The organism is Rathayibacter sp. AY1G1, from assembly GCF_002932095.1.
Classification (GTDB): domain Bacteria; phylum Actinomycetota; class Actinomycetes; order Actinomycetales; family Microbacteriaceae; genus Rathayibacter.
In genome coordinates this window covers 20,192-45,746 of sequence record NZ_PSUZ01000027.1, presented here as the reverse complement: position 1 = coordinate 45,746, position 25,555 = coordinate 20,192, and the positions used below count along the sequence as shown (strand labels likewise).

The window sequence follows — 25,555 nt, the reverse complement described above, 5'->3', positions numbered from 1 at the left end:
GTCAGCACGTAGCCGCGGTCGAGGCGGACCCCGGCCTCCTCGAGGCCGATGCCCGCGGTCACCGGGCCGCGGCCGACGGCGACCAGCAGGATCTCGCCCCGGCCGCCGCCGCGCCTGCGCCCGCTGCCGCCGCGCCCGCCGCCTCCCCGGAGCCCACCGACTCCAACCCCGGCTACGTCACCCCGCTCGTGCGCAAGCTCGCCGGCGAGAACGGCATCGACCTCTCCACCCTCACGGGAACCGGAGTCGGCGGCCGCATCCGCAAGCAGGACGTCCTCGACGCGGTCGAGGCCGCCAAGTCGGCTCCGGCCGCCCCGGTCTCGGCGCCCGCCGCCGCAGCCGCCAAGGCCGCGCGCACCCCGCTCGAGACGTCGCCCCTCCGCGGCACCACGCAGCCGATGTCGCGCCTGCGCAAGGTCCTCGCGCAGCGCGCCGTCGAGTCGATGCAGACGAGCGCCCAGCTCACCTCAGTCATCGAGGTCGACGTCACGGCGGTCGCCCGCTTCCGCGACTCGGTCAAGAAGAGCTTCCAGGAGAAGACCGGCGCCAAGCTGTCCTTCCTCCCATTCTTCGCCCTCGCGGCGGCGGAGGCGCTCAAGGCCTACCCGGTGATCAACTCGACCCTCGACGGGGAGTCGATCGTCTACCCGGATCACGAGAACATCAGCATCGCCGTCGACACCGAGCGCGGCCTGCTGACCCCGGTCCTCAAGAACGCGTCCGAGCTGAACCTCGCGCAGATCGCCTCCACCATCGGGGACCTGGCCGAGCGCACCCGCAACAACAAGCTGAAGCCCGACGAGCTCGCCGGCGGCACCTTCACGCTGACCAACACCGGTTCGCGCGGGGCCCTGTTCGACACTCCCGTCGTGTTCCTGCCGCAGACCGCGATCCTCGGCACCGGCATCGTCACCAAGAAGCCGGCCGTCGTGCAGGTGGACGGTGCTGACGCCATCGCGATCCGCTCGACCGTCTTCCTCGCGCTCTCGTACGACCACCGCACGGTCGACGGAGCCGACGCGGCGCGCTTCCTGGTCGCGATCAAGGAGCGTCTCGAGGAGGGCTCGTTCGAGAACGACCTCGGCATCTGAGACGCTCCCCCTGAGCGCGCCTCTCACGAGGCCGCTCCGGTGTAGACGTCGCGGATGAGCCAGCCGGCCTCCGTCCTGATGATCAGGACGGAGGCCGCTGTCGTCCCCGGGGCCGTCCGGAGGTGCACGACCGCCGATGCCCCGTTCACGTCGACGAGGACGGCCGACGCCTCCCCCGTCGCCGGGACAGCGGAGGCGGGGCCGTCCGCTGCGTCGCCGAGCGGCGAGTCCGCCGTGACCAGACCGCGGGCGCACTCCCGGTCCCCGCACGCGCGCACCGCGTCGATCAGCACCTCCGCCGCCTGCTCGGCGTCGAGTGAGGTCGCCGCGACCGGAGCCGGCGGTGCCGCGGTCGCCACCGCCGGCGGAGCCGACCGAGCCGGAACGGGCGCGGCTGCGGTCGACGCCTCCGCATCCTGCACCTGCCGATCGGGCCCGCCCGCGAGCGAACCGGCGAGCACCGCTCCCAGCACGATCGCCGTCCCGACGGAGAGCGGTCCCCGACGCCGGACGACGAACGCCCGGAGGCGGTCCTGCCAGCCGTCGAGCGGATGGACCCGCCTGTGCCGGGCAGCCGGAGCGGGCACCGCCTCCCGACCCCGGGCATCCGCGCCGGACGTCGGCAGCGCCCGCACCGCCTCGCCTATCCCCTGCGGATCAGCGAGTCCGTAGAGGTTGCCCTCCAGCGCCAGCAGGTCGCGGTGCCGCGCGAGGGCGGCGACCGGCAGCTCCGGGCAGAGCATCCCGAGGCGCTCCAGGACCCGCTGCAGCGCGTCGCGCGCCGCACGCGGGGTGTCGACGGCGGGCGTCGTCAGCAGCAGCAGGGGCCGACCCTTCTCCGTCAAGCCGATGTCGTCCGTCGTCGGAGCCAGCCATGCTCCCTCGAGCGCGGCCGAGCGGACCGCGCCCACCACGGGGGCGAGGAGGGTGACCGCGGCGCCGAGTCCGATCCCCCGCTCGACCCGCAGGAACCTCTCGAGCGTGGCGACGACGGGAGGGGCGGTCGACACGATGCACCTCCTCGGAGACGACTCCACCCGGACGATGCTCTCGCGGTGGCGGTGCTCGGCGAGCCGAGCCACCGGCGACGCCTGCAGCGCCTCGGCCTCCCGCGGCCGCATCGTCCGCTCGGCCGACGGTGCGGCGTCCGGCGCAGGCGTCCACCGCCTCCCCGTCCGCGCTCCGCCGATCCTCCGGCCCTGGACCGTCCCGCTGCTCGTCATGAGGCGAGCTTGACCGCAGGCCGAGGCGGAGGACGCCCGCCGATCCCGATCGGTGGAGGGATCGGCGCACGTGCCCTCTGTGGAGGAGTCGGATCCGCGTCCGGGGTCCGCCGCCGCGCTCCCGCTCGGTATCCTTGACGTCATGGCACGCAGCACGGAACCGTCGACGAAGGCGGTCAAGGAACCCGGACGTCTCAAGCAGATGTGGCAGGTGTTCCAGATGACCCGCCGCTACGACAGCAGCGCCGTCTGGATCATCCTCCTCGCGCTCCTGCTCCCGATCCTGCTCGGCGTGCTCCTCGGCATCCTGCTCGGCAACGGCAACGGCTTCGTGATCGCGCTGTGGATCATCGTGGGCGTGATGGCCGGCCTGGTCGCCGGACTCGCCGTGCTCTCGCGTCGCGCCGAGCGCGCCGCCTACGGGCAGATCGCCGGGCAGCCCGGCGCGGTCGGCGCCGTCCTGCGAAGCGGACTGCGCGGCACCTGGACCGGCGGCGAGATGCCCGTCGCCGTCAACGGTAAGACCCAGGACGCCGTCTACCGCGCCGTCGGCCGCGGAGGCGTCGTGCTGATCGCGGAGGGCCCCGCCTCCCGGACCAAGCGCATGCTCGAGGACGAGCGGCGCAAGGTGTCGCGGATCCTGCCGAACGTCCCCGTCACCTTCGTGCACGTCGGCTCCGACGCCGATGCGACTCCGCTGCACAAGGTGCCGAGCCGCCTCTCGAAGACGAAGAAGGTCCTCACCAAGGCCGAGGTCCTCGCGGTGAAGAACCGGCTCTCCTCGCTCAACACGTCGCTGCCCATCCCGAAGGGCGTCGACCCCTTCAAGGTGCGCCCTCAGCGATCGCGCTGACGCACGACGCGACAGGCCGGTCGGGATCTCTCCCGGCCGGCCTGTCGCGTCTGCGGCGCGAGTCAGTAGCGGACGAGAACCGTCCCGGCCACCTTGTCGTGGAAGCCGCGCTGGTCCGAGTCCCAGACGAGCGCCGGCACCAGCACGGCCAGCAGCACAGAGCGCACGATCGGGCGCCACACGCCGACCCAGCCCCCGCCGAGACGGATGACGCGCATCCCGAGCAGGCGGTGCCCGATGCTGCCGCCGATGGTGGGGATGAAGACGACCTGCAGCAGGACGAACAGCAGCAGGCTCGCCCAGCGGTCGTAGTCGAAGAACGCGAGCGACAGCAGAGCGGCGACGGCGAAGTCGACGGCCAGGGCGGCGATGCGGCGGCCGGACCGTCCGACCGAGAGGCGGCCCTCTCGGGGGAGGCCGAGACGCTCCCCCGGGTACGAGCTCGGGGCGGCGTCGGCGAAGGTCCTGCGGTCGGCGGCTGGCATCCTCCGATCCTATCCGCGGCGTCTCGGAGCGGACCGAGGAGCGGGTGGTCCGGCAGACGACGTGGAGCCCGACCCCGGACCGGCCCCGTAACATGTCGGAAACAACAGGGACACGGTGGGGAAACCCCCCGTCACTACCCTGGAACGGCTGCGCTCTGCAGCACCCCGTCACGCCATTGGAGACCTTTGCATGTTTAAAGATTCTTCCGAGGTGCTCTCGTTCATCAAGGACACGGACGTCAAGTTCCTCGACATCCGGTTCACCGATCTCCCCGGTGTCCAGCAGCACTTCAACATCCCCGCCTCGACTGTCGATGAGGAGTTCTTCTCCGTTGGTCAGCTCTTCGACGGGTCCTCGATCCGCGGATTCGCGAACATCCACGAATCGGACATGCAGCTGATCCCTGACGTGACCACCGCCTACGTGGACCCGTTCCGCGTCGAGCGCACGCTGATCCTCGTCTTCGACATCTACAACCCGCGCAACGGCGAGATCTACTCCAAGGACCCGCGTCAGGTCGCGAAGAAGGCCGAGAAGTACCTCGCGTCGACCGGCATCGCCGACACCGCGTTCTTCGCCCCCGAGGCGGAGTTCTACATCTTCGACGACGTCCGCTACGAGATCACGCAGAACTCCGCGTTCCACTCCGTCGACTCGGTCGAGGGCGCCTGGAACTCGGGACGCGTCGAGGAGGGCGGCAACCTCGGCAACAAGACGCCCTACAAGGGCGGCTACTTCCCGGTGAGCCCCGTCGACAAGCAGGCCGACCTCCGCGACGACATCTGCCTCAAGCTGATCGACGCCGGCCTCATCCTCGAGCGCTCGCACCACGAGGTGGGCACCGGCGGCCAGGCCGAGATCAACTACCGCTTCGACACGATGGTCCACGCGGCGGACGACATCCTGAAGTTCAAGTACATCGTCAAGAACACGGCCGAGCAGTGGGGCAAGACCGCCACGTTCATGCCGAAGCCGCTCTTCGGCGACAACGGCTCGGGCATGCACACCCACCAGTCGCTGTGGAACGACGGCACGCCGCTCTTCTACGACGAGAACGGCTACGGCGGTCTCTCGGACCTCGCGCGCTGGTACATCGGCGGACTGCTCAAGCACGCCCCCGCCGTCCTCGCGTTCACGAACCCGACGGTCAACTCGTACCACCGCCTGATCCCGGGCTTCGAGGCGCCGGTCAACCTGGTCTACTCGGCCGGCAACCGCTCCGCGTCCATCCGCATCCCGATCACGGGCACGAACCCGAAGGCCAAGCGCATCGAGTTCCGTGCGCCCGACGCCTCCGGCAACCCGTACCTCGCGTTCGCCGCCCAGCTGATGGCGGGCCTCGACGGCATCAAGAACCGCATCGAGCCGCACGAGCCGGTCGACAAGGACCTCTACGAGCTGCCCCCCGAGGAGGCGAAGCTCATCCCGCAGGTCCCCGCGACCCTGGGCGAGGCGCTCGACGCCCTCGAGGCCGACCACGACTTCCTCCTCCAGGGCGGCGTGTTCACTCAGGAGCTCATCGACACCTGGATCGAGTACAAGCGCGAGAAGGAGATCAAGCCCCTCGCGCAGCGTCCTCACCCGTTCGAGTTCGAGCTGTACTACGGGGTCTGATCCCGCAGCACTGCCGAAGGGCCGTTCCTCCTCGGAGGGGCGGTCCTTCGCCGTCCGCGGCGCGCGGGCGTCAGCGGTAGGAGGGAGCGTCTCCCGCGGCCGGCCCGTAGAACAGGCGCTCGAAGACCGCGCGGGAGCGGCGGGTCACGCCGAGGTAGTCGTCCTCGAGTGCCGTCGCGGACCCGGCCGGATACTCGAGCAGGCGCGCGACGCCCTCGAGCTGCCGGCGGTCGGTCGGGAGGACGTCGCTGGTGCGGTTGCCCCAGAGCGTGGTGCCCGAGCGGACACGGGACGCGAGGATCCACGCGGCGCGCAGCCGATCCGCGTCCTGCGGGCCGATCATGCCCTCCTCCTCCGCGACCGCGAGGGCGGTGAGGGTCGAGGTCGTCCGGAGCGCCGGGGTCCGCCGCGCGTGCTGCAGCTGGAGGAGCTGCACCAGCCACTCGACGTCGCTCAGCGATCCGCGGCCGAGCTTGAGGTGACGGCGCGGGTCGGCGCCCTGCGGCAGACGCTCGCTCTCGACCCGTGCCTTGATCCGCTTCACCTCGCGGATGTCACGGTCGGAGACCGCTCCCGGGTAGCGGACCCCGTCGGCCAGCTCCTCGAAGTCCTCGATGAGCGCCTGGTCCCCCGCTACTCCCCGCGCCCGGAGCAGCGCCTGCGCCTCCCACGTCAGCGACCAGCGGGCGTAGTAGGCGCGGTAGGAGTCGAGGGAGCGCACGAGGGGCCCGTTCTTGCCCTCGGGCCGCAGGTCGGCGTCGAGGTCGAGTGGCAGGCGGGAGTCCTCCGTGAGCCGGACCAGCTCGGCGACGACGAACTGCGAGTAGAGCTGGGCCTGGTGCGGCTCGGCGGTGCCGGGTCGCTGGACGTACATCACGTCGGCGTCGGAGCCGAACCCCAGCTCCGCCCCTCCGTACCGGCCCATGCCGATGATCGCGAACTCCGCGTCGGCGCCGGGCCGGGCCGCACTGCCGCGCCGGATGGCGGCGAGCACGCCGCCCAGCAGTGCGCTGATGATGTCGGTGAGGCTGGTCGCGATCTCCTCGATCGAGCTGAGGCCGAGCACGCCACCCATGGCGGTCCGCAGCACCTCGCGCCGGCGCATCGAGCGGAGGACCGAGGCGACCGCGTCGGGCGTCTCGTGCCGGGCGAGCACGGCGCGCACCTCCTCGGCGAGCTGGGCGGCGCTGCGGGGGCGGAGGGCGTCGTCGTCCTCGAGCCAGGCCGCCGACTCCGGGATGCGGTCGAGCAGCTCGCCGACGAAGCGCGATCCGGAGAGCACCGTGGTGAGCCGCTTGGCGGCTCCGGACGAGTCGCGCAGCATCCGGAGGAACCAGGGCGTCCCGCCCAGTGCGTCGCTGAGGCGCCGGAACGCGAGCAGGCCGTAGTCGGGGTCCGGTCCGTCGGCGAACCACTGCAGCATCACCGGCACGAGGTGGCGCTGGATGCTCGCGCGGCGCGAGACGCCCGAGGTCATCGCGGCGATGTGACCGAGCGCCCCGCGGGCGTCTGCGAAGCCGATGGCGGCGAGGCGCGCCTCCGCCTGGCCGGTGGACAGCTCGGCACCGCCGTCGGAGAGCGCGGCGACCGCGGAGAGCAGCGGACGGTAGAACAGGCGCTCGTGCAGGCCCCGGACGCGGTGCTTGATCCCGTTCCAGACGCTCAGCAGCTCCTCCGCCGTGCGGGCGAGCCCGCTGGAGCGGGCGAGGGTCCGCAGCTCGTGCTCGTCCCGCGGCATCAGGTGCGTACGCCGAAGGCGCCGCAGCTGGAGGCGGTGCTCGAGCAGCCGGAGTGCCCGGTAGTCCTGCGCGAACTCCTCGGCGGCGGAGCGGCCGATGTACCCGCGGTCGGCGAGGGCGCCCAGGGCGAGGAGAGTCCCGGGCATGCGGATCTCGTCGTCGGTCTGCCCGTGGACGAGCTGAAGCAGCTGCACCGTGAACTCGATGTCGCGCAGGCCGCCGGGCCCGAGCTTGATCTGGTAGTGGACGTCGTTCTGCGGGATGTTCTCGGTGACCCGCTCCCGCATCCGCTGCACCGACTCGACGAAGTTCTCGCGGGAGGCGCTCGACCAGACCTTGGGCGCGACCGCGTCGACGTACGCCCGCCCCAGCTCCTGGTCGCCGGCGAGCGGACGCGCCTTGAGCAGCGCCTGGAACTCCCAGCTCTTCGCCCACCGGTCGTAGTAGGTGATGTGCGACTCGAGGGTGCGCACGAGCGCGCCCTGCTTGCCCTCCGGGCGCAGGTTCGGGTCGACCTCCCAGAGCTCCGGCTCCATCGCCAGCGCAGAGGTCCCGCGCATGAGGAGCACGGCGAGCCGGGTGGCGACGTCGATCGCACGGGCGTTCGTCAGCTCCTTCTCCGGGTCGCCCTCGGCGACGAAGATCACGTCGACGTCGCTGACGTAGTTGAGCTCGGACGCTCCCGCCTTGCCCATGCCGATGACGGCGAAGCGGGTGGCGGCGACCTCGTCGCGGCCGAAACGACCCGGGCCCGTGCCCTCGACCAGCTCGGTCCGCGCCACGGCGAGGGACGCCTCCAGCGCGGCTCCGGCGAGGTCGGCCAGCGCCCTCGTCACCCGGTCGATCGCCGCGACGGGGTCGGCCTGGCTCAGGTCGTGGACGACGATCCTGGTGAGGAGGCGGCGGTACCGCACGCGCAGCGCCGTCCAGCCCGCCTCCTCCCGGAGCGACGAGAAGCCGTCGACGGCGCCGACCGACTCGAGCAGCTCGGCCTTCATCTCGGCGCGCCCGGGGAGCGTGCGCACCGGCTCGAGCACGCTGGCCAGCTCGTCGGGCCGGCGCTGGAGGAAGTCGGCGAGGCCGGAGGAGGCCCCCACCACCAGAAGCAGCCGGGTCAGGGCCTCGTCGTCGGCGAGGACCGCGTCCATCCGGTCGCGGTGCCGCCGCAGCAGGTCGATCAGAGCGAGCAGCGCCTCGTCCGGGTCCGCCACCCGGGCGAAGGAGGGCAGCACCGACTCGAGCTGCCGCCCGGCGAGCTCCTCCGCCTCGGCCAGCCGCGCCCCGGTCTCGCCGAGCGCGGCGAAGCCGAGGCGTGCGACATCGCGGAGGGAGCGTTCACGGGGCATGGCCGAGGCGTCAGAGCATCTCGAGATTGCTGCGCAGCTCGTACGGCGTGACCTGGGCGCGATACTCGGCCCAATCCTTCCGCTTGTTGAGCAGCACGAAGTTGAACACCTGCTCGCCCAGCGTCTCGGCCACGAGCTCGGACTCCTCCATCAGCGAGATGGCGCGGTCGAGGCTGGCGGGCAGAGCGCCGTAGCCGAGCGCCCGGCGCTCCGCGTCCGAGAGGGCCCACACGTTGTCCTCGGCCTCGGCCGGGAGCTCGTAGCCCTCCTCGATGCCCTTGAGCCCGGCCGCCAGGAGCAGCGAGTACGCCAGGTAGGGGTTCGCCGCGGAGTCCAGCGCCCGGTACTCGATGCGCGACGACTGCCCCTTGTTGGGCTTGTAGAGCGGAACGCGCACGAGGGCGGACCGGTTGTTGTGGCCCCACGAGACGTAGCTGGGCGCCTCGTCGCCGCCCCAGAGCCGCTTGTAGGAGTTGACGAACTGGTTCGTCACGGCGGTGATCTCGGGGGCGTGCTTGAGCAGGCCCGCGATGAACTGACGGCCGAGCTTCGAGAGCTGGTACTGGGCGCCCTGCTCGTAGAACACGTTCACGTCGCCCTCGAAGAGCGAGAGATGCGTGTGCATGCCCGAGCCGGGGTGCCCGGAGAGCGGCTTCGGCATGAACGTCGCGTAGACGCCCTGCTCGATCGCCACCTCCTTGATCACGGTGCGGAAGGTCATGATGTTGTCGGCCGTGGTGAGCGCGTCCGCGTAGCGGAGGTCGATCTCGTTCTGGCCGGGGCCCGCCTCGTGGTGGCTGAACTCGACCGAGATGCCCAGATCCTCCAGCATGCGCACGGAGCGGCGGCGGAAGTCGTGCGCCGTGCCTCCGGGGACGTTGTCGAAGTACCCGGCGGAGTCGACCGGCTCCGGACCCTCGGCGCCGAAGGACGACGACTTGAGGAGGTAGAACTCGATCTCGGGGTGCGTGTAGAAGGTGAACCCGCGCTCGGCCGCCTTCGCCAGCGTGCGCTTGAGCACGTTGCGCGGGTCGGCGACGGCGGGCTGGCCGTCGGGCGTCGTGATGTCGCAGAACATCCGCGCCGTCGGGTCGATCTCTCCGCGCCACGGGAGGATCTGGAAGGTCGACGGGTCCGGATGCGCGAGGACGTCGGCCTCGAAGGAGCGGGTGAGGCCCTCGATGGCGGAGCCGTCGAAGCCGAGCCCCTCCGCGAACGCGCCCTCCACCTCGGCCGGCGCGATCGCGACCGACTTCAGCGTGCCGACGACGTCGGTGAACCAGAGGCGAACGAATTTGATCCCTCGCTCTTCAATGGTGCGAAGAACGAAGTCCCGTTGCTTGTCCATCCAGACCCCTCCTGTTTCGACCCTCAGGCTACTGCCTCCGACCGGGGCCCGCGGGGCGCCCGAGGCGCGCCGTAGACTGGCGCCCATGTCAGCGCAGCCCGTGAAACGCGTTCGAACCCGCCACTTCCAGAACGCGAAGGACTCCGGTGTCCGCATCACCGGGCTGACCAGCTACGACCAGCTGACGGCGAAGATCTTCGACGACGCCGGGATCGACTTCCTCCTCGTGGGCGACTCCGCCGGCAACACGGTGCTCGGCTACGACACCACTCTGCCCGTCACCGTCGACGAGCTCATCCCGCTGGCACGTGCCGTCGCCGGAGCCGTCGAGCGCGCCTTCGTCGTCGCCGACATGCCCTTCGGCTCCTACGAGTCGGGGGCCGACGACGCGCTGCACACGGCGTTCCGCTTCATGAAGGAGACGCACGCGCACGCGGTGAAGCTCGAGGGCGGAGTCCGCTCCGCCGAGCAGATCCGGCGCATCGTCGAGGCGGGCATCCCCGTGATGGCGCACATCGGCTTCACGCCGCAGAGCGAGCACGGGCTCGGCGGCCACATGGTGCAGGGGCGCGGCGAGGGCATCGAGCAGCTGCTCGCCGACGCGCGCGCCGTCCAGGAGGCCGGGGCGTTCGCCGTCGTCCTCGAGATGGTGCCCGCCGACGCGGCACGTCAGGTGACGGAGGAGCTGCGCATCCCCACGATCGGAGTCGGAGCGGGACCGCACGTCGACGGACAGCTGCTCGTGTGGACGGACTTCGCCGGATTGACCACCGGCCGCATCCCCCGCTTCGTGAAGCAGTACGCGGATCTGCGCGGCGTGCTCACCGGAGCGGTCACCGCGTACCGGGACGACGTGGAGTCCGGCGCCTACCCCGGCGCCGAGCACAGCTACGAGTAGCCGCGGTCAGCGGTCCTCGGCGGCGTCCTCCTCGGCCCACTTGCGGCTGTTCTCGTGCAGCCGCTCGAGGGCGTGCTCCGCCTCCTCGCGAGAGGAGAAGGGTCCCACCCGGTCGACGGAGGGGGACACGAATCCCTGCTCCACCGTGCCGGCCTTGAGGTTGTACCACCAGGAGTTCGCGTCGCCGTCAGCCATGCCGCGATCCTACGCCGCAGCCCGCGTCGGTCCGCACCCCCGCCCTTCGCTAGCATGGCCGCTATGACTGCTGCGGCGACCGCCATCGGGATCGACATCGGGGGAACGGGCATCAAGGGGGCCTCGGTGGACCTGGCCGCGGGCACCCTGCTCAGCGACCGGATGAAGCTCGCCACTCCCCCGGGAGGCACGCCGAAGGACATCGTCGCCACCGTCCAGCAGATCCTCGAGAGGATCCCGGACCTGCCCTCGGACACCCCGGTCGGCATCTGCTTCCCCGCCGTCGTCGTCCACGGACGGACGATGTCGGCGGCGAACGTGTCGGACGAGTGGATCGGCCTCGAGGCCGAGAAGCTCTTCGAGGACGCGATCGGCAGGAACATCTTCTTCGTCAACGACGCCGACGCGGCGGGCTACGCCGAGTCGCGCTTCGGAGCGGCGAAGGACAAGAAGGGCCTGGTCATCATGACCACCCTCGGCACCGGCATCGGGACGGCGCAGATCCACGACGGGATCCTCATCCCCAACGCCGAGCTCGGCCACCTCGAGATCCACGGCGGCGACTACGAGAAGAAGGCCTCGTTCGCCGCCAAGGAGCGCGACGACCTCGACTACAAGCACTGGGCGAAGCGCCTGCAGCGCTACTACTCCCACCTCGAGGCGCTGCTCTGGCCCGATCTCTTCATCGTCGGCGGCGGCATCTCCAAGCACCACGACGAGTTCCTCCCGCTGCTCGACCTGCGCACCCCGATCATCCCGGCGGCGCTCCGCAACAACGCCGGCATCCTCGGCGCGGCCGCGCTCGCAGGGCGGGGCTGAGTCTTTTTCCTCGGCGGTCCCCGCCCGCCGAGGCGCGGTCGGCCTCGGGAGGTGACGCGTTCCGGGGAGCGGGGTGCGGACGGCTACGGCGAAACGCTGGCACGCGTTTCGCCGGTTCGCCTGGTGCGTGGCGCCATGGCGCACGGACATGATCGGACCTTCGGGGTCCAGCGGTCGCGGTGAGCCACGACGGGGCGGGGGCACCCGGTCCTCGGCGGCGATCCGCAGCGGCGTCTCAGGACCGTCCTCCGGGATCGGCGCCTGCCGGACGTCGTGCTGCGCCGCGTCGTCCGCAGGAGGCAGCGCGAGAGATGGACTGCGCCAGTCTTGACGAGTAGCCGCGCAAGGGTGTGTCGAGACCCGGGAACCGCCACGGCAGGCCGTCGCGCTGCCTGCGGGCGGGAGCGCGACCTCGGCGACCGGCGGAGACGCGAGATGCCCCGCCGGGGCGGGGCATCTCGTGGCGAAGGGGTCGGCTGATACGCCGGGTTCTGTTCACGCCGCGCCTCTCGGCGGGCGCTGGACGGCCATCTCTCTCGGAGCCACGTCGCCGTGACCCTCCAGCGGTCTACCCGAGGACCCGACGAGCAGCCGCATCGTCCTCTGTCTGACCTTGCTCCGGGCGAGGTTTACCGAGCGGACCGGATCACTCCGGCCCCTGGTGGTCTCTTACACCACCGTTTCACCCTTACCGCCGGCCGGAGCCGACGGCGGTCTGTTCTCTGTGGCACTGTCTCGCGGGTCGCCCCGGGTGGGTGTTGCCCACCGCCCTGCTCTGCGGAGCCCGGACGTTCCTCGGCACCACGGCTCTCGCCGCGGTGACGCGACCGTCTTGCCGGCCCGTTCGCCCGTCCAGTGTACGGCTCAGGCGAGGGTGGACTCCTCGCCGCGCACCAGGATGCAGCCGCTGTCGGGGCAGAGGACGACCTCGTCGGGAGCGGAGGCGCGGATCCAGGAGAGGTCCGACTCGGTGAGGGCCACGCCGCTCCCCTCCGACACCTTCCCGCGGAGGAGGGCCGCGCCGACTCCGTAGCGGGCGCGCTGCTTCTCGTACAGCTCGACCAGGTCCTCCGGAAGGGTCGTCACCAGGTCGGCGCGGTCCCGGGCGAGCGCCTCCTGCTTGTCGCGGAGCTTCTCGGCCTGCGCGTCGCGCTCCTCGGCGAGGGTCCCGAGCGAGGCGACGACCTCGTCGCGCTCGGCCTGAGCCGCGGCGACCTCGGACTCGATGCCCTCGATCCGCTCCATCAGGGTCAGCTCGATGTCCTCGAGGTCTCCCCGTCGCTTCACGAGGGAGGTGATCTCGCTCTCGAGCGCGGCGATGTCCTTGGCCGCGGAGGCGGTCTGCAGGCGGTCGCGATCGCGGGTGAGCCGCTTCTCGACCACGCTGACGTCGGACTCGATGCGCCCGAGCTCGGTGCGCACGTCCTCGAGGCGCCCTGTGCGCTCGGCGAGGGAGCGGCGGGTCTCGTTGTCGCGGGCCTGCATCGCCTGGATCCGCGCGATCTGCGGGAGCGTCGCGAGGGCGTGGCGCAGCTGCGCGCCCCTCGTGTCCAGACTCGCCAGAGTCAGGAGTTCGCGCTGGTGTGCGGGGCTGGCTTTCACGTGGCGGTCCTCGTTCCCGGCGCGCAGTACGGGCGCGCCGCGTCCATTCTCCCGTGCCCGCGGCGGGTCAGTGCACGATCGCGAAATCCCACGGGTCGGTGCGGGTCTCGCTCACCTCGACGGTGACCGTGGGCAGGGCCTCCCGCAGTGCGGTCGCGGCGACGTCGAGCCACAGCCATTCGCTCGCCCAGTGCGAGACGTCGATGAGGGCGGGCCCGGTGCCGTGCAGGGCCTTCTCGCGCGCCTCGGAGGCCGGGTGGTGCCGGAGGTCGGCGGTGATGAAGACGTCGCTCGTGCGGACGGCGGGGGCGTCCAGGAGGGAGTCCCCCGCTCCCCCGCAGAGCGACACGCGGCGCACGGGCGTCTCGTAGGCGCCCGCGGCCCGCACTCCCCCTGCGGTGGCCGGCAGGAGCTCGGCCACGGCTCCGGCCAGGCGTCCGAGCGTCACCTCCTCGGGCAGGTCGCCCACTCGGCCGAGCCCGACCGACGGGTCGGCGCCCGGGACGAGCGGAGTCGCGCCGGTCAGGCCGAGGCGGGTGGCGATCACGTCCGAGACCCCGTCCGCGACGATGTCGGCGTTCGTGTGGGCCGAGATCAGTGCGCAGCCGCCCCGGATGAGGTCCGCGAGCAGGCGGCCCTTGTAGCCGTCCTCGGCGATCGAGGTGACGCCGCGCAGCAGCAGCGGGTGGTGCGCGACCAGGAGCTGGTATCCACCGTCGACGGCCTCCGCGACGGTGTCGGAGACCACGTCGACCGTGAGCAGGATCCGCTCCACCGCGGCGTCGGGGTCGCCGGTGACCAGGCCGGGCGCGTCCCAGCTCTCGGCGGCCGCCTCGGGCCAGAGACGGTCGATGACGGAGTGGACGTCGCGCAGTGAGGGCATGGGTCCAGGGTAGGGCCGCTCAGCGCGGGTGGCCGGTCTCCACGGCTCGGATCGCGGCGTCGGCGTCGGCCGCCGCGTCCAGTTCGGCTCGCAGGTGGTCGTTTGACTCGGGCAGGCGGACGGTGATGCCGCCGTACTGCTCGATCTCGAGCAGGCCCGCGACTCCGGAGGCGGCGAGCACGTGGCCGCCGATCCCGCCGGTGGTGTCGACGACGTGCGTGCGCAGGCCGGCGACGCTGATCCCCTGGAACGGCTGCGGGCCGACGAAGCCCAGCAGCGTGCCCTCGACGCCGGTCAGCCGGACCTCGTGCTGGTCGCGCATCGCGTCCGCCAGGCGGCGGTAGGGCTCCGCCTGCGCGATCGGCCGGCGCAGGGTCGGCGTCTCCACCGCGCGCGCAGGCGGACGCCGACGAAGACGTCCGGACAGGGCACGAGCGAGCGCACCGCGGCCGGTCCGCCGAACGGCGCGATCAGGAGCCGTGGCGGCGCACGGTCGGTGGTCCGTGCTTGCCTGGGGACCATGAACGAGTACCTGCCCTGGGCCGTCGCGGCCGCCCTGCTCCTGGCCCTCCTCATCACGGTCGTCACCGGCCGCCGACGGCGCACTGCGGCGAGAGCGGCGGCGGAGCAGGCCGCGGAGGAGGCCGCGGAGGAGCACCAGCGCACGATCGCCGAGCGCGACCGGAGCCACGAGGCGGCGCTCAAGGCACTGACGCGCGCGCGCGACGCCGAGCGCGACCTCAGTCGGAACGAGCTCGAGACGGCGCAGGAGGAGGTCGAGCAGACCCGTGACGCGCTCGCCAGGACCTGGAGCAGCGAGGCCGTCTCGCACACCCTGATCCGGGAGGCGTGCGCCTCGGCGGGGCTGTCCGGCGTCCTCGCCACGAACGTCGTCTTCGTACCGGTCGACGCGCGCACGACGCGCCGCTTCCTCGCGCAGATCGACCATCTGCTGCTCACCCGGCACGGCGCGCTCATCATCGAGGCCAAGTACTGGCAGGGGGTCGTCTTCGACGGCGTGCGACCCGGTACTGTCCACCCCTCCTACGGCGTCCTCCTCGACGAGGACGCCCTGCCCGAGGCCTTCGCGGTTCAGATCGCACCGGGGACGGTGTCGCGGTGGACGGTGCGCACGCATGTCGAGCAGCACGTCCCCGCCCGGCAGGTCCGGATCCAGGCCGCGAGGCTCAAGGAGCACCTGGCCCTGAACGGTCTGCCCACGCCGTGGTTCGAGACGGCCGTGCTCTACAGCCACCCCGACGTCAGGACGTACGCGCCCGGATGGCAGGGCACGGGAGCGGCACGGACGAGGATCGTGACGGGAGTCGACGAGCTGACGGACGCTCTGGCCGATCTCGCACGGCGCCCGAACACCACGATCGGGGAGGACGCCTGGGGCGAGCTCTCCGGATTCCTCGCCGGATGCGGCGGCCATGTGGAGCCGGTCGGGCCGACGCGTGCGTGACCAGCAGGGGGACCCGGCGGGCGGGCGGGTACGGTCACGACCGGCCTGAGCCGGACAGGACGGCGCCAGACCCTGTAGCGCCGTGAACGACGAAGGTCCGCACTCCCGGAGAAGTGCGGACCTGTTCGGTGGATCCGAGGGGATTCGAACCCCTGACCCCCTGCATGCCATGCAGGTGCGCTACCAGCTGCGCCACGGACCCATGTTGTGTTCTGTCTTGCTTCGTACTGTCTTTCGCTGTCTCCGCCCGGCGGAAGCAACTCGAATAAACTACAACACGATTCGCGTGAAGTGAAATCGAGCGCTGTCGCCGGGCGTGTTCGTCAGTTCGAGGACGTCGACGAGTCGACGGCGACGGGCTGCTCGAGAGTGAACGGCACCGTCGGGCAGTCCTTCCAGAGGCGCTCGAGCGAGTAGTACATGCGGTCCTCCTCGTGGAAGACGTGCACGACGAGGTCGCCGAAGTCGAGGAGGATCCAGCGGCCCTCCGCACGGCCCTCGCGGCGCAGCAGCTTGGCGCCGGAGTCGTTCAGGCGGTCCTCCACCTCGTTCGCGATCGCGACCACGTTGCGCTCGGAGCGGCCGGTGGCGAGGAGGAAGATGTCGACCAGCGGCAGCGGCCCCGAGACGTCGAGGGCGACGAGGTCCTCACCGCCCTTGGAGTCGGCGGCGGTGGCCGCGAGCTGGAGCAGGGCGCGGGCGGAATCGGTCGCAGTCATGAAGCCTTCAGTGTCGGTGGTGGAGATCAGAAGATGTTGAGCACGAAGCCGCCGATGAACAGCGCGATCGCGCCGACCAGCAGGACGGCCGCGGTGATCGCGAGGACCACCGGGACGCTCACGCCGGCGCGCTTCTGCGGCGCGATCATCGAGGTGCCGGCGGCGTGGGTGGAAACGGCGCTGGACGCCCGGACCGGCTCGGACTCGCCGACGGGCTGCTCGCGGTCGATGCGGTCGACGTAGCGGTCCACATCGGGCGAGTCGTAGAGGTTCGGGTGCTGGCCCGTGGAGCCGAGGCTGCGCGGGAGGTCGAACGAGCCGGTGACGAGGATCTCCCCCGTGTCCGTGCCGACTGTCGCGCCGGGGCCCGTGGTCGGCAGGATCAGCGCGTTGGTGGTGGTGACGGCACCGGTGGCGGCGACTCCGCTCGCGATGAGGGAGTCGAACGAGGCGTCCACCTCCTCCTTCGACTTGCTGTCGAGTTCCTCGGTGATGGCGAGGTGCTCGATCGGCGGCTCGAAGCTCCCGGTGATCTCGGTGGCCTTCTCGTCGGCGATGTCGAGGGATCCGCCCACCGACGCGAAGAGCGCGGTGTTCAGGTGCGGCTGCTCGGGCTGCTCGCCGGCCGTCGGCTGCTCGTCGTCCGCGTCCCGCTCGTCGGAGGCGTCCGCGGACGGCGTCTCGTCGTCGGAGGAGGAGCTCTCGATCTCGGCCTCGTGCACCTCGGCCGCGTCGGCGTCCGCGGTCGCATCGGTGGCGGACTCGTCCGCCTCTTCCTCGGACGCCTCGGGGGCGTCCTCGGTGACGACGTCCTCGTCGCCCTCCGGCTCCTGCTCCGCTGCGCCCTCGGGCACCGGCTCCGCATCACGGGACTCGTCGGCCGCCTCGATCACGGGGACCGACCCGGTCGGCGGGAGCGCCGAGGCGCGCTCGAGGGCGCCCTCGACGTCGTCGGAGCGCTCGTCGTCGGACCGCTCCTCGTCGGCGGGCGGCTCCGCCTCCGGTGCGGCGGCGACCTTCTCCGCCTGCTGCTGCGCCAGCAGTGCGCGCAGCTCCCGACGGGTCAGCTGGCGGCCCGTGGCGTTCTCGGTGGCGACGATCTCCATCGAGGAGGTGCGCAGGTCGGGCTCGCTCGCGGGGCTCGGCTCGACGGGGGTGATCCGCAGGGCCTGGGTGGGGGTCAGCACCGGCATGTCGCCGGCGGTGGTGGCGGTCGCGGTGGCAGCTCGGCGGGACGTCGTCGGAACGGCGGCGGTCGTGGCCGCACCGGCCTCGCGCCTCTCGCGCTCGCGGATCTCGCGCCGGGTGAGCGGCTTCTCCTCGGGCTGAACTGTCATGACGTGCTCCGATACAGGTGGTGCTTCGAGATGTACTGGACGACACCGTCGGGAACCAGGTACCAGACCGGATGACCCCGGTTGACGCGGCTCCGACAGTCGGTCGAGGAGATCGCCAGTGCCGGAATCTCCAACAAGGATACGTCCTGGGCCGGCAATCCCGAAACGTTGAGGACGTGCCCCGGCCGGCTGACGGCGACGAAGTGGGCCAGCTCCCACAGCTCGTCGTAGTCCTTCCAGCTCAGGATCTGAGCGACCGCGTCCGCGCCGGTGATGAAGAACAGCTCGGCGTCGGGGTGCGCGGCGTGGATGTCGCGCAGGGTGTCGATCGTGTAGGTCGTGCCGATGCGGTCCACGTCGACTCGGCTGACGGTGAAGCGCGGGTTCGACGCCGTCGCGATCACCGTCATCAGGTACCGGTGCTCGGCGGAGGTCACCGTCTTCTTGTGCCACGGCTGGCCGGTGGGCACGAAGACGACCTCGTCCAGGTCGAACGACTGGGCCACCTCGGAGGCGGCGACCAGGTGACCGTGGTGGATCGGGTCGAAGGTGCCGCCCATCACGCCGATGCGCGGACGCCGCGGGCCTCCGCTCGCGGCGGACGTCACGATCGCTGGGCTCCCCGCCTAGTGTCCGTGACCGTGCTGGTCGTGGGAGCCGGCACCGGTCTTGTGCGAGTGGCGGTTCGCCACGTCCCGGTAGCTCCAAGTGACGAAGCCGAGCGCCGTGAAGGCGACGGCGGCGATCAGGCCGAAGACGATCGGGGGGAACGGCAGCTCCGTGTGGGCCGCTGCTTCGGCGAGGACGGTCGTCGCGAGGGACATGCAGTGCTCCTTGGAGGTCGTGGTCGCCCCGGCGGGGCTCCGACGAGTCTACCCGGACGCCGCTCGACGCCGGATCGCCGGTCCGGGCGCTAGGCGCGGACCTGTCCCGCGCCGCGCAGCAGCCACTTCGTGCTGGTCAGCTCGGGAAGGCCCATGGGGCCCCGAGCGTGCAGCTTCTGCGTCGAGATGCCGACTTCGGCGCCGAACCCGAACTCCCCGCCGTCGGTGAAGCGGGTGGAGGCGTTGACCATCACGACCGCGGAGTCGACCTCGGCGAGGAAGCGCTCGGCGCTTCGGAGGTCGTTCGTCACGATCGACTCGGTGTGGTGGGTGGAGTACCGGTCGATGTGGGCCATCGCGGCCTCTAGGTCGTCGACGATCGCGACGGCGACGTCGAGCGAGTAGTACTCCGCGGACCAGTCCTCGTCGGTGGCGGGCACCGCGTCGGGCCAGAGCGCCGCGACGCGCTCGTCGCCGTGCACGGTCACTCCCGCTTCCGCGAGCCGGCCGAGCACGGGCGGGAGGAGGCGCTCGGCGGCGTCACGGTGGACGAGGAGGGTCTCGAGGGCGTTGCAGGTGCTCGGACGCTGCACCTTGGCGTTGTGGACGATGTCCACGGCCCACTGCTCGTCGGCACTGGCGTCGAGGAAGACGTGGACGACTCCGGCGCCCGTTTCGATCACAGGGACCGTCGACTCGGTCACGACCGACTCGATGAGGCCCGCGCTCCCCCGCGGCACCAGGACGTCGACGTAGCCGCGCGCTCGCATGAGGGCCTTCGCGCCCTCGCGGCCGTGGTCGTCGACCGTCTGCACCAGCTCGGCGGGCAGCCCGACGGAGGCGACGGCCTCCTGCAGCAGCTCCACCAGGACGCGGTTCGTGTTCTCCGCGGCCGAGCCTCCGCGCAGGATCACGGCGTTCCCGCTCTTGAGGGCGAGCGCCGCGATGTCGATGGTGACGTTCGGGCGCGCCTCGTAGATCGCTCCGACCACGCCGAACGGGACCCGCACCTGGGTGAGGGAGGCGCCGTTGGGCAAGTTCGATCCCCGCACCGTCTGCCCGACCGGATCGGTGAGCCCGACGACCGCGACGACGGCGTCGGCGAGGGACCCCAGGCGCGCCGCATCGAGGCGGAGGCGGTCCTGCAGGCCCGCGCTCATCCCGCTCTCGCGACCCCGCTGGAGGTCGAGCTCGTTCGCCGGGACGACGCGCGCGGCGCTCGAGCGCACCGCGTCGGCGATGGCGAGCAGAGCCCGGTTCTTGAGGTCGGTGGTCGCACTGCGGAGGGAGCGCGACGCGGCACGGGAAGCGGCGAACCGCTCGGTCAGCGCACTGCTGTCGGGGGTCGTCTGCGGCATCCGGCCAGTGTAGAGGCAGACGACCCCGGCGGCGGGAGTCAGCTCTCCTCGCCGGCCTCCGTGCCGTCGCCCTCGTCGGCGACGCGCCAGACGCCGCCCTGGCGCTCGCGCTCGAGCTCCGCGCGGGCCTCGGCCTTGGCGTCCATCCGCTCGAAGTAGTCCTCGCGACGCTCGTTGCGGGTCTTGCGCCGGTTGTCCTCGAGGCGGAGGTCCGTTCCGCGGGGCGCGGTGATGAGCTCGGCCGTCGAGGTGAGGGTCGGCTCCCAGTCGAAGACGACGCCGTCGCCGGGGCCGATGACGACGGTGGAGCCGGCGACCGCTCCAGCCGAGAACAGGCCGTTCTCGACTCCGAGCTTGGCCAGGCGGTCGGCGAGGAAGCCGACGGCCTCGTCGTTCGTGAAGTCGGTCTGCGCGACCCAGCGCACGGGCTTGGTGCCCAGGACCCGGTACACGTTGCCGTACGAGCCGCCCTCGACCCGGATCTCGAAGTCCTTCTCGTCCACGGCGCGGGGGCGGATGGTGATGCGCTCCACCCGCGGCACGGCGGCGAGCTCGAGGCGGTGCTTCTCGACGATCTCGGCGAGGGCGAACGTCAGCTGGCGGAGTCCCGAGTGGCTGACCGTCGAGATCTCGAACACGCGGTAGCCGCGGCCCTCGAGGTCGGCCCGGACGAAGTCGGCCAGTTCCTGGGCCTCGGGCACGTCGACCTTGTTGAGCGCGATCAGCTGCGGCCGCTCGATCAGCGGCACCTGTCCGTCGCCGACGGGGTAAGCCGCCAGCTCCCCGAGGATGATGTCGAGGTCGGTCAGCGGGTCGCGGCCGGGCTCGAGCGTGGCGCAGTCGAGCACGTGGACGAGGGCGGTGCAGCGCTCGACGTGGCGGAGGAACTCCAGGCCCAGGCCCTTGCCCTCGCTCGCGCCCTCGATGAGACCGGGCACGTCGGCGACGGTGAAGCGCGACTCCCCCGCCTGCACGACGCCGAGGTTGGGCGCGAGGGTCGTGAACGGGTAGTCCGCGATCTTCGGCTTGGCCGCCGAGATCGCCGCGACGAGGCTCGACTTGCCCGCCGAGGGGAATCCGACGAGCGCGACGTCCGCGACGGTCTTCAGCTCGAGGACGACGTCGCCCTCCCAGCCCGGCGTGCCGAGCAGCGCGAAGCCGGGCGCCTTGCGCTTCGTGGTGGCGAGAGAGGCGTTCCCGAGCCCGCCCTGCCCGCCCGGAGCGATGACGAACCGGAGGCCGGGCTCGTCCATGTCGATCAGCTGGTCGCCGTCCGGCGACTTGACGACCGTGCCGACCGGGACGGGGAGCTCCATGAGCTCGCCGTTCCCGCCCGCGCGGTGGTCGCCCATGCCGGGACCGCCGTTCTCGGAGCTGCGGTGCGGGTGGCGGTGGTAGGCGAGCAGCGTCGTCGTCTGCGGGTCGGCGACGAGGACGATGTCGCCCCCGTGCCCGCCGTTGCCGCCGTCGGGGCCGGCGAGCGGCTTGAACTTCTCGCGACGGACGGAGACGCAGCCGTTGCCGCCGTGGCCGGCACGCAGATGCAGCGTGACGTTGTCGACGAAGGTGACCATGGTGTGAATCCGTCCGTGAGTGCGTGCGGCGCCGGGATGCCGGCGCCGGGGGGCTGTGCCCCGGTAAACGCGCAAGGGGCGAGCCGAAGCCCGCCCCTTGCGTCCTGTGCCTGTGCGGCCGAGGAGGTCGACCCTACTGGGCGGCCGCCACGATGTTGACGACCTTGCGGCCGCCCTTGCTGCCGAACTCGACAGCGCCCGCCGAGAGGGCGAACAGGGTGTCGTCGCCACCGCGTCCGACGTTCGCGCCGGGGTGGAAGTGCGTGCCGCGCTGGCGGACGATGATCTCGCCCGCGTTCACGACCTGGCCGCCGAAGCGCTTGACGCCGAGACGCTGCGCGTTCGAGTCGCGACCGTTGCGAGTGGAGCTCGCGCCCTTCTTGTGTGCCATTTCTCATCTCCTCGAGACCGGGGGGCCGCAGCCCCGTGCTGTTGCCCTGCAGGGCGATGGCTCGCTCCGCAGGTCAGCTCAATTCCTTTGCAGGACTACTTGATGCCAGTGACCTTGACGCGCGTGAGGTCCTGACGGTGCCCCTGGCGCTTCTTGTAACCGGTCTTGTTCTTGAACTTCTGGATGATGATCTTCGGACCACGGAGGTCCTCGAGCACCTCGGCGGTGACGGTGACGCCCGCGAGGGTCGCCGCGTCCGAGGTGATCGACTCACCGTCGACGAGCAGCACGGCAGGAAGCTGCACGGTGCCGTTCTCGTCGGCCTTGACGCGGTCCATCGTCACGATGGTGCCGACCTCGACCTTCTCCTGCCGACCGCCGGCGCGCACAACTGCGTAAACCACTTCTCGTACCTGTTTCTCGTCTGGACGGAGCGGAGGCCTCGTCCGGGGCTTGTAGGGACGGGGCTGAGCCCCGGTCTTCCGGTTCGTACCCGTCTCCTCACGACACGAGGGAACCGGCACCGCGGCCCGCGCCCCGTGAGGGGCGGAGCGACAACGGAAATCTGCGTGAGCACATGGATCGCGCCACACCAACGGTCAAGAGTACGGGATCCGCGCTCCACGGTCAAACGCACACGACTGCGAAGCCGTGTCCACCCGACCGGCGACCCCGTCACGATAGTCGAGGAGGAGGCGCGTGGACGGACGGCGCGCCGCCTACGATCGGGGAATGGTCATCCTCGTCGACGGCGCGCGCTGGCCGGCGCACGGCCGGCTGTGGGCGCACCTCGTGAGCGACGTCTCGCTCGAGGAGCTCCACGACTTCGCGCGCCGTCTCGGCGTGCCCGAGCGCGGCTTCGACCTGGACCACTACGACGTGCCCGAGGAGCGGATCGACGAGCTCGTCGCCGCGGGCGCGGTCCCCGTCGGCGCGCGGGAGCTGGTCGAGCGGCTGAGGCGGAGCGGGCTCCGCGTCCGCGGGCGCGACCGGGATGCCGAGAGGGCCCGGCGCCGGCTCTCGCCGGGCACCGGGCCCTCCTGACACCGGGTCGCGCTACTGGTCGGCGCGGCGCGGGGTCTGCTCGGGGATGACCGCGACTCCGGTGAGCGCGGCCGTCGTGACGCGCCGGCTCTTCGCACGGCCCTGGCCGGGCTGCTTCGGAGCCGGCAGAGCGTCGAGCACGGAGTCGAGCAGGTGCTCGGCGACCTCGCTGCGGACGCGGCGCGGAGGCGTGACCGGCGCGATCGGGATGTCGAGGATCGGCGCGGCAGCGGCCGGCTCGATCTCCTTCTCGACCGGGGTCTCGACGGGAGCCGACTCGACGGTCGCCGTCTCGGCGGCCTCCTGGCGCGGCTCGCGGTCGCGGCTGCGACGACGGCGCTCGCCCCGGGCGGGACGCTCGCCGCGACGGCTCGGCTCGGACGGCTGCTCCTCGGGTGCCGTGGCGGACTCCTCCGGCGCCATGGCCTCGACGGTCTCGGCGGCGTCCTCGACCAGCGCGGCCGCCTCCTCCGCCGCCTGGCGCACGGCCTGGGGGTGGATGGTGCTGGCGGCGATCTGCGCGAGCGCGTTCTTCGCGTCGTCCGTGATGGCGTGGGTGCTGACCGGCTTGGTCGCCGGCGCGCCCTGCCCGTTCTGCCCGCCGTTCGAGCGCCCGGAGGCGGCGGGCTGCTGCTCGCCGCCCTTGCCCCGGCGGCGCTGCTCCTGCTGCGGAGCGGCGGTCGACCGGTGCTTGAGCACGGGGTCGTGGTGGACGATGACGCCGCGTCCGGCGCAGATCTCGCAGTTCTCGCTGAAGGTCTCGAGCAGGCCCAGGCCCAGCTTCTTGCGGGTCATCTGCACGAGGCCGAGCGAGGTGACCTCGGCGACCTGGTGCTTCGTCCGGTCGCGGCTCAGGCACTCGACCAGGCGGCGGAGCACGAGGTCGCGGTTGGACTCGAGCACCATGTCGATGAAGTCGACGACGATGATGCCGCCGATGTCGCGCAGGCGCAGCTGGCGGACGATCTCCTCGGCCGCCTCCAGGTTGTTCTTCGTGACCGTCTCCTCGAGGTTCCCGCCCGAGCCGACGAACTTGCCGGTGTTGACGTCGACCACGGTCATCGCCTCGGTGCGGTCGATCACGAGCGAGCCGCCGCTGGGCAGCCAGACCTTGCGCTCCAGCGCCTTCTCGATCTGCTCCGTGATGCGGAACTCGTCGAACGCGTCCTTGTCACCCGTGTAGACCTCGACGCGCTCAAGCAGATCGGGGGCGACCTGGCTGAGGTAGAGCTCGATGGTCTCGCGGGCGTCGTCGCCTGCGATGACCATCTTCTCGAAGTCCTCGTTGAAGACGTCGCGGACGATCTTGATCAGCAGGTCCGGCTCGCTGTGCAGGAGAGCGGGAGCCTGCCCGGTCGCGGCCTTCGCGCTGAGAGCCGTCCACTGCGCGGTCAGGCGCTCGACGTCGACGGTCAGCTGCTCCTCCGTGGCGCCCTCGGCCGCGGTCCGGACGATGACGCCCACGTTCTCGGGCAGCACCTCCTTGAGGATCTTCTTCAGGCGGGCGCGCTCGGTGTCCGGGAGCTTCCGCGAGATGCCGTTCATCGAGCCGTTGGGCACGTAGACGAGGTAGCGGCCGGGGAGCGAGATCTGGCTCGTGAGACGGGCGCCCTTGTGGCCGACGGGGTCCTTCGTGACCTGGACGAGGACCCGGTCGCCGGGCTTGAGCGCGAGCTCGATCCGGCGGGGGCCGCCGGCGTTGTTCGCGGCGTCCCAGTCGACCTCGCCGGAGTAGAGCACGGCGTTGCGCCCGCGTCCGATGTCGACGAAGGCGGCCTCCATGCTCGGGAGGACGTTCTGCACGCGGCCGAGGTAGACGTTGCCGATGAGCGACGCCTCCTGCGAGCGGGCGACGTAGTGCTCGGCGAGGACGCCGTCCTCGAGCACGCCGATGCGGATGCTGTCCTCCTTCGAGCGGACGACCATGACGCGGTCGACGGCCTCCCGGCGGGCGAGGAACTCGGACTCGGTGACGACCGTGCGGCGCCGGCCGGCGTCGCGGCCGTCGCGGCGGCGCTGCTTCTTGGCCTCGAGGCGGGTCGAGCCCTTGATGCGCTGCGGCTCGGTGATGAGCTCGGGCTCCCGGGCCTCGCGCTGCTCGCGCGGCTGGCGGACCCGGACGACGGTGTTCTCGGGGTCGTCGGAGCCGGACCTCTCGCTCTCGCCGCTGCGGCGGCGCGAGCGGCGGCGGACGGAGCCCTGCTCCTCGGCCGGGCTCTCGCGCTCCTCCTGGACGCCCAGCGGCGCACCGCGGGGAGGCAGCGGAGCCAGCTCGACGTAGTCGGGCAGGACCGGCGCCTGGAACAGCAGCGACGGGCTCGGCAGTGCGGGCCGTCGCGGCTCCTCCTGCTCGGCGCCCGGGGTCTGCGGGAGGGCGTTGAAGAACACCGCGCCCGTCGACGTCGACGGCTCGGCCGCCTCCGCGGCGCTCCCGGTCTCGGGCAGCTCGGTGCCCTCGGCTCCGGTCTGGTCGGTCTCGTTGCTGTCGATGATCGTCTCCCCTGTCGCTGGCGCGCTCGACTCGGTCCGCCGGGTCGCCCGACGGCCACCGAAGAGGCGGCTGATCTTCCTGGCCCCGCTGCGGGGCTCGTCGCGGTCCGGATCGGATCCGCTCGTACTGTTGTCTTCCACCATTCCTGGTGCACTCCTCGGCCGGGTCGTCCGCCGCGTCGTCTTCCCGGATGCTTCTCTCGTGCGAGGGGCCTCGGCCCGCCGCGAATCCTTCCGCTCCCCCGGTCCCGTCGCG

General features: G+C 71.6%; 24 protein-coding genes, 1 tRNA gene and 1 other RNA gene. 7 read left to right on the top strand and 19 right to left on the bottom strand.

What is annotated here, in order from left to right; translation table 11 throughout:
- Nucleotides 1–1,091 (top strand): 2-oxoglutarate dehydrogenase, E2 component, dihydrolipoamide succinyltransferase (gene sucB / locus C5C36_RS14415; RefSeq protein WP_104309951.1); only part of this gene is annotated, 1,091 nt, incomplete at its 5' end.
- Nucleotides 1,092–1,114: 23 nt separating this feature from the next.
- On the opposite strand, the gene C5C36_RS14410 is transcribed toward sucB, so the two are convergent.
- Entirely contained in the window at nucleotides 1,115–2,101 is a 987-nt protein-coding gene (locus C5C36_RS14410) for a hypothetical protein (RefSeq protein ID WP_104309950.1), read from the bottom strand.
- Between the two features lie 355 nt (nucleotides 2,102–2,456).
- Here C5C36_RS14410 and C5C36_RS14400 point away from each other — a divergent pair, with 355 nt between their 5' ends.
- The gene (locus tag C5C36_RS14400) at nucleotides 2,457–3,167 is read left to right on the top strand and encodes a DUF4191 domain-containing protein (RefSeq protein ID WP_104223728.1); all 711 of its coding nucleotides are present in this window, start codon (nucleotides 2,457–2,459) and stop codon (nucleotides 3,165–3,167) included.
- 62 nt (nucleotides 3,168–3,229) lie between these two features.
- Here the strand turns inward: C5C36_RS14400 and C5C36_RS14395 are convergent, their stop codons facing one another.
- Entirely contained in the window at nucleotides 3,230–3,652 is a 423-nt protein-coding gene (locus tag C5C36_RS14395) for an RDD family protein (protein ID WP_104223667.1), read from the bottom strand.
- 190 nt (nucleotides 3,653–3,842) lie between these two features.
- Here C5C36_RS14395 and glnA point away from each other — a divergent pair, with 190 nt between their 5' ends.
- Nucleotides 3,843–5,267 carry a type I glutamate--ammonia ligase gene (gene glnA / locus C5C36_RS14390; RefSeq protein WP_104223668.1) on the top strand — a complete coding sequence of 475 codons (1,425 nt, stop codon included), beginning with the start codon at nucleotides 3,843–3,845 and terminating at the stop codon, nucleotides 5,265–5,267.
- 70 nt (nucleotides 5,268–5,337) lie between these two features.
- Here glnA and C5C36_RS14385 read toward each other — a convergent pair whose 3' ends face one another.
- Both C5C36_RS14385 and C5C36_RS14380 read right to left on the bottom strand, forming a co-directional pair.
- Entirely contained in the window at nucleotides 5,338–8,352 is a 3,015-nt protein-coding gene (locus C5C36_RS14385) for a bifunctional [glutamine synthetase] adenylyltransferase/[glutamine synthetase]-adenylyl-L-tyrosine phosphorylase (protein ID WP_104247261.1), read from the bottom strand.
- Nucleotides 8,353–8,362: 10 nt separating this feature from the next.
- On the bottom strand, nucleotides 8,363–9,700 hold the full coding sequence (locus C5C36_RS14380; protein ID WP_068253236.1) for a glutamine synthetase family protein: 1,338 nt from the start codon (nucleotides 9,698–9,700) through the stop codon (nucleotides 8,363–8,365).
- An 85-nt stretch (nucleotides 9,701–9,785) separates the two neighbouring features.
- Between C5C36_RS14380 and panB the strand changes: the two genes are divergently transcribed.
- The gene (panB, locus tag C5C36_RS14375) at nucleotides 9,786–10,598 is read left to right on the top strand and encodes a 3-methyl-2-oxobutanoate hydroxymethyltransferase (RefSeq protein WP_104309949.1); all 813 of its coding nucleotides are present in this window, start codon (nucleotides 9,786–9,788) and stop codon (nucleotides 10,596–10,598) included.
- 6 nt (nucleotides 10,599–10,604) lie between these two features.
- Here the strand turns inward: panB and C5C36_RS14370 are convergent, their stop codons facing one another.
- Nucleotides 10,605–10,793, bottom strand: coding sequence for an SPOR domain-containing protein (locus C5C36_RS14370; RefSeq protein ID WP_104223671.1), 189 nt, complete (start codon nucleotides 10,791–10,793; stop codon nucleotides 10,605–10,607).
- A 63-nt stretch (nucleotides 10,794–10,856) separates the two neighbouring features.
- On the opposite strand from C5C36_RS14370, the gene ppgK reads away from it, so the two are divergent.
- Nucleotides 10,857–11,612: a polyphosphate--glucose phosphotransferase gene (gene ppgK / locus C5C36_RS14365; RefSeq protein WP_104309948.1), complete on the top strand. Its 756-nt coding sequence runs from the start codon at nucleotides 10,857–10,859 to the stop codon at nucleotides 11,610–11,612.
- A gap of 464 nt (nucleotides 11,613–12,076) precedes the next feature.
- Here ppgK and rnpB read toward each other — a convergent pair.
- The 4 genes from rnpB to C5C36_RS17725 all read right to left on the bottom strand — a co-directional run bounded on the left by rnpB (nucleotide 12,077) and on the right by C5C36_RS17725 (nucleotide 14,485).
- An RNA gene (rnpB, locus tag C5C36_RS14360) (RNase P RNA component class A) lies at nucleotides 12,077–12,455 on the bottom strand.
- Between the two features lie 21 nt (nucleotides 12,456–12,476).
- Complete coding sequence (locus tag C5C36_RS14355) at nucleotides 12,477–13,214, bottom strand: zinc ribbon domain-containing protein (RefSeq protein WP_104226713.1); 738 nt, start codon at nucleotides 13,212–13,214, stop codon at nucleotides 12,477–12,479.
- A 67-nt stretch (nucleotides 13,215–13,281) separates the two neighbouring features.
- On the bottom strand, nucleotides 13,282–14,097 hold the full coding sequence (locus C5C36_RS14350) for a Nif3-like dinuclear metal center hexameric protein (protein ID WP_104309947.1): 816 nt from the start codon (nucleotides 14,095–14,097) through the stop codon (nucleotides 13,282–13,284).
- A gap of 19 nt (nucleotides 14,098–14,116) precedes the next feature.
- A complete protein-coding gene (locus C5C36_RS17725) occupies nucleotides 14,117–14,485 on the bottom strand; it encodes an acetolactate decarboxylase (protein ID WP_181133829.1) in 369 nt (122 codons plus the stop codon).
- Between the two features lie 132 nt (nucleotides 14,486–14,617).
- On the opposite strand from C5C36_RS17725, the gene C5C36_RS14345 reads away from it, so the two are divergent.
- Nucleotides 14,618–15,562 (top strand): nuclease-related domain-containing protein, encoded by a 945-nt coding sequence (locus C5C36_RS14345; protein ID WP_146085349.1) that lies wholly within the window; start codon nucleotides 14,618–14,620, stop codon nucleotides 15,560–15,562.
- Nucleotides 15,563–15,691: 129 nt separating this feature from the next.
- Here C5C36_RS14345 and C5C36_RS14340 read toward each other — a convergent pair.
- The 9 genes from C5C36_RS14340 to rplU form a co-directional block, all read right to left on the bottom strand.
- Nucleotides 15,692–15,764: transfer RNA gene (locus tag C5C36_RS14340), tRNA-Ala, on the bottom strand.
- Nucleotides 15,765–15,885: 121 nt separating this feature from the next.
- Nucleotides 15,886–16,281 carry a ribosome silencing factor gene (gene rsfS, locus C5C36_RS14335; RefSeq protein WP_104223676.1) on the bottom strand — a complete coding sequence of 132 codons (396 nt, stop codon included), beginning with the start codon at nucleotides 16,279–16,281 and terminating at the stop codon, nucleotides 15,886–15,888.
- Nucleotides 16,282–16,307: 26 nt separating this feature from the next.
- Nucleotides 16,308–17,618: a hypothetical protein gene (locus C5C36_RS14330; protein ID WP_104309945.1), complete on the bottom strand. Its 1,311-nt coding sequence runs from the start codon at nucleotides 17,616–17,618 to the stop codon at nucleotides 16,308–16,310.
- Complete coding sequence (gene nadD / locus C5C36_RS14325) at nucleotides 17,615–18,226, bottom strand: nicotinate-nucleotide adenylyltransferase (protein WP_104223678.1); 612 nt, start codon at nucleotides 18,224–18,226, stop codon at nucleotides 17,615–17,617. The genes C5C36_RS14330 and nadD overlap by 4 nt, the downstream gene beginning before the upstream one ends.
- A gap of 18 nt (nucleotides 18,227–18,244) precedes the next feature.
- Nucleotides 18,245–18,442 (bottom strand): hypothetical protein, encoded by a 198-nt coding sequence (locus C5C36_RS14320; RefSeq protein WP_104223679.1) that lies wholly within the window; start codon nucleotides 18,440–18,442, stop codon nucleotides 18,245–18,247.
- An 89-nt stretch (nucleotides 18,443–18,531) separates the two neighbouring features.
- Nucleotides 18,532–19,800: a glutamate-5-semialdehyde dehydrogenase gene (locus C5C36_RS14315; RefSeq protein ID WP_104309944.1), complete on the bottom strand. Its 1,269-nt coding sequence runs from the start codon at nucleotides 19,798–19,800 to the stop codon at nucleotides 18,532–18,534.
- Between the two features lie 38 nt (nucleotides 19,801–19,838).
- Nucleotides 19,839–21,374 carry a GTPase ObgE gene (gene obgE / locus C5C36_RS14310; RefSeq protein ID WP_104223681.1) on the bottom strand — a complete coding sequence of 512 codons (1,536 nt, stop codon included), beginning with the start codon at nucleotides 21,372–21,374 and terminating at the stop codon, nucleotides 19,839–19,841.
- Nucleotides 21,375–21,507: 133 nt separating this feature from the next.
- Entirely contained in the window at nucleotides 21,508–21,765 is a 258-nt protein-coding gene (gene rpmA / locus C5C36_RS14305) for a 50S ribosomal protein L27 (protein WP_068209107.1), read from the bottom strand.
- A gap of 95 nt (nucleotides 21,766–21,860) precedes the next feature.
- Nucleotides 21,861–22,169 (bottom strand): 50S ribosomal protein L21, encoded by a 309-nt coding sequence (gene rplU, locus C5C36_RS14300; protein WP_104223682.1) that lies wholly within the window; start codon nucleotides 22,167–22,169, stop codon nucleotides 21,861–21,863.
- 328 nt (nucleotides 22,170–22,497) lie between these two features.
- On the opposite strand from rplU, the gene C5C36_RS14295 reads away from it, so the two are divergent.
- Nucleotides 22,498–22,809 carry a DUF4031 domain-containing protein gene (locus C5C36_RS14295; RefSeq protein ID WP_104247269.1) on the top strand — a complete coding sequence of 104 codons (312 nt, stop codon included), beginning with the start codon at nucleotides 22,498–22,500 and terminating at the stop codon, nucleotides 22,807–22,809.
- 12 nt (nucleotides 22,810–22,821) lie between these two features.
- Here the strand turns inward: C5C36_RS14295 and C5C36_RS14290 are convergent, their stop codons facing one another.
- Nucleotides 22,822–25,443 (bottom strand): Rne/Rng family ribonuclease, encoded by a 2,622-nt coding sequence (locus C5C36_RS14290; protein ID WP_104309943.1) that lies wholly within the window; start codon nucleotides 25,441–25,443, stop codon nucleotides 22,822–22,824.
- Between the last annotated feature and the right edge of the window lie 112 nt (nucleotides 25,444–25,555).

What these genes read in the sequence shown, in the direction of transcription:
- C5C36_RS14320 (WP_104223679.1), bottom strand. Translation starts at nt 18,442, where the DNA reads ATGTCCCTCGCGACGACCGTCCTCGCCGAAGCAGCGGCCCACACGGAG.
- C5C36_RS14400 (WP_104223728.1), top strand. Translation starts at nt 2,457, where the DNA reads ATGGCACGCAGCACGGAACCGTCGACGAAGGCGGTCAAGGAACCCGGA.
- C5C36_RS14295 (WP_104247269.1), top strand. Translation starts at nt 22,498, where the DNA reads ATGGTCATCCTCGTCGACGGCGCGCGCTGGCCGGCGCACGGCCGGCTG.
- C5C36_RS14330 (WP_104309945.1), bottom strand. Translation starts at nt 17,618, where the DNA reads ATGACAGTTCAGCCCGAGGAGAAGCCGCTCACCCGGCGCGAGATCCGC.
- rpmA (WP_068209107.1), bottom strand. Translation starts at nt 21,765, where the DNA reads ATGGCACACAAGAAGGGCGCGAGCTCCACTCGCAACGGTCGCGACTCG.
- panB (WP_104309949.1), top strand. Translation starts at nt 9,786, where the DNA reads ATGTCAGCGCAGCCCGTGAAACGCGTTCGAACCCGCCACTTCCAGAAC.
- C5C36_RS14380 (WP_068253236.1), bottom strand. Translation starts at nt 9,700, where the DNA reads ATGGACAAGCAACGGGACTTCGTTCTTCGCACCATTGAAGAGCGAGGG.
- C5C36_RS14385 (WP_104247261.1), bottom strand. Translation starts at nt 8,352, where the DNA reads ATGCCCCGTGAACGCTCCCTCCGCGATGTCGCACGCCTCGGCTTCGCC.
- C5C36_RS14350 (WP_104309947.1), bottom strand. Translation starts at nt 14,097, where the DNA reads ATGCCCTCACTGCGCGACGTCCACTCCGTCATCGACCGTCTCTGGCCC.
- C5C36_RS14395 (WP_104223667.1), bottom strand. Translation starts at nt 3,652, where the DNA reads ATGCCAGCCGCCGACCGCAGGACCTTCGCCGACGCCGCCCCGAGCTCG.
- glnA (WP_104223668.1), top strand. Translation starts at nt 3,843, where the DNA reads ATGTTTAAAGATTCTTCCGAGGTGCTCTCGTTCATCAAGGACACGGAC.
- obgE (WP_104223681.1), bottom strand. Translation starts at nt 21,374, where the DNA reads ATGGTCACCTTCGTCGACAACGTCACGCTGCATCTGCGTGCCGGCCAC.
- ppgK (WP_104309948.1), top strand. Translation starts at nt 10,857, where the DNA reads ATGACTGCTGCGGCGACCGCCATCGGGATCGACATCGGGGGAACGGGC.
- C5C36_RS14290 (WP_104309943.1), bottom strand. Translation starts at nt 25,443, where the DNA reads ATGGTGGAAGACAACAGTACGAGCGGATCCGATCCGGACCGCGACGAG.
- C5C36_RS14345 (WP_146085349.1), top strand. Translation starts at nt 14,618, where the DNA reads ATGAACGAGTACCTGCCCTGGGCCGTCGCGGCCGCCCTGCTCCTGGCC.
- rsfS (WP_104223676.1), bottom strand. Translation starts at nt 16,281, where the DNA reads ATGACTGCGACCGATTCCGCCCGCGCCCTGCTCCAGCTCGCGGCCACC.
- C5C36_RS14370 (WP_104223671.1), bottom strand. Translation starts at nt 10,793, where the DNA reads ATGGCTGACGGCGACGCGAACTCCTGGTGGTACAACCTCAAGGCCGGC.
- C5C36_RS14315 (WP_104309944.1), bottom strand. Translation starts at nt 19,800, where the DNA reads ATGCCGCAGACGACCCCCGACAGCAGTGCGCTGACCGAGCGGTTCGCC.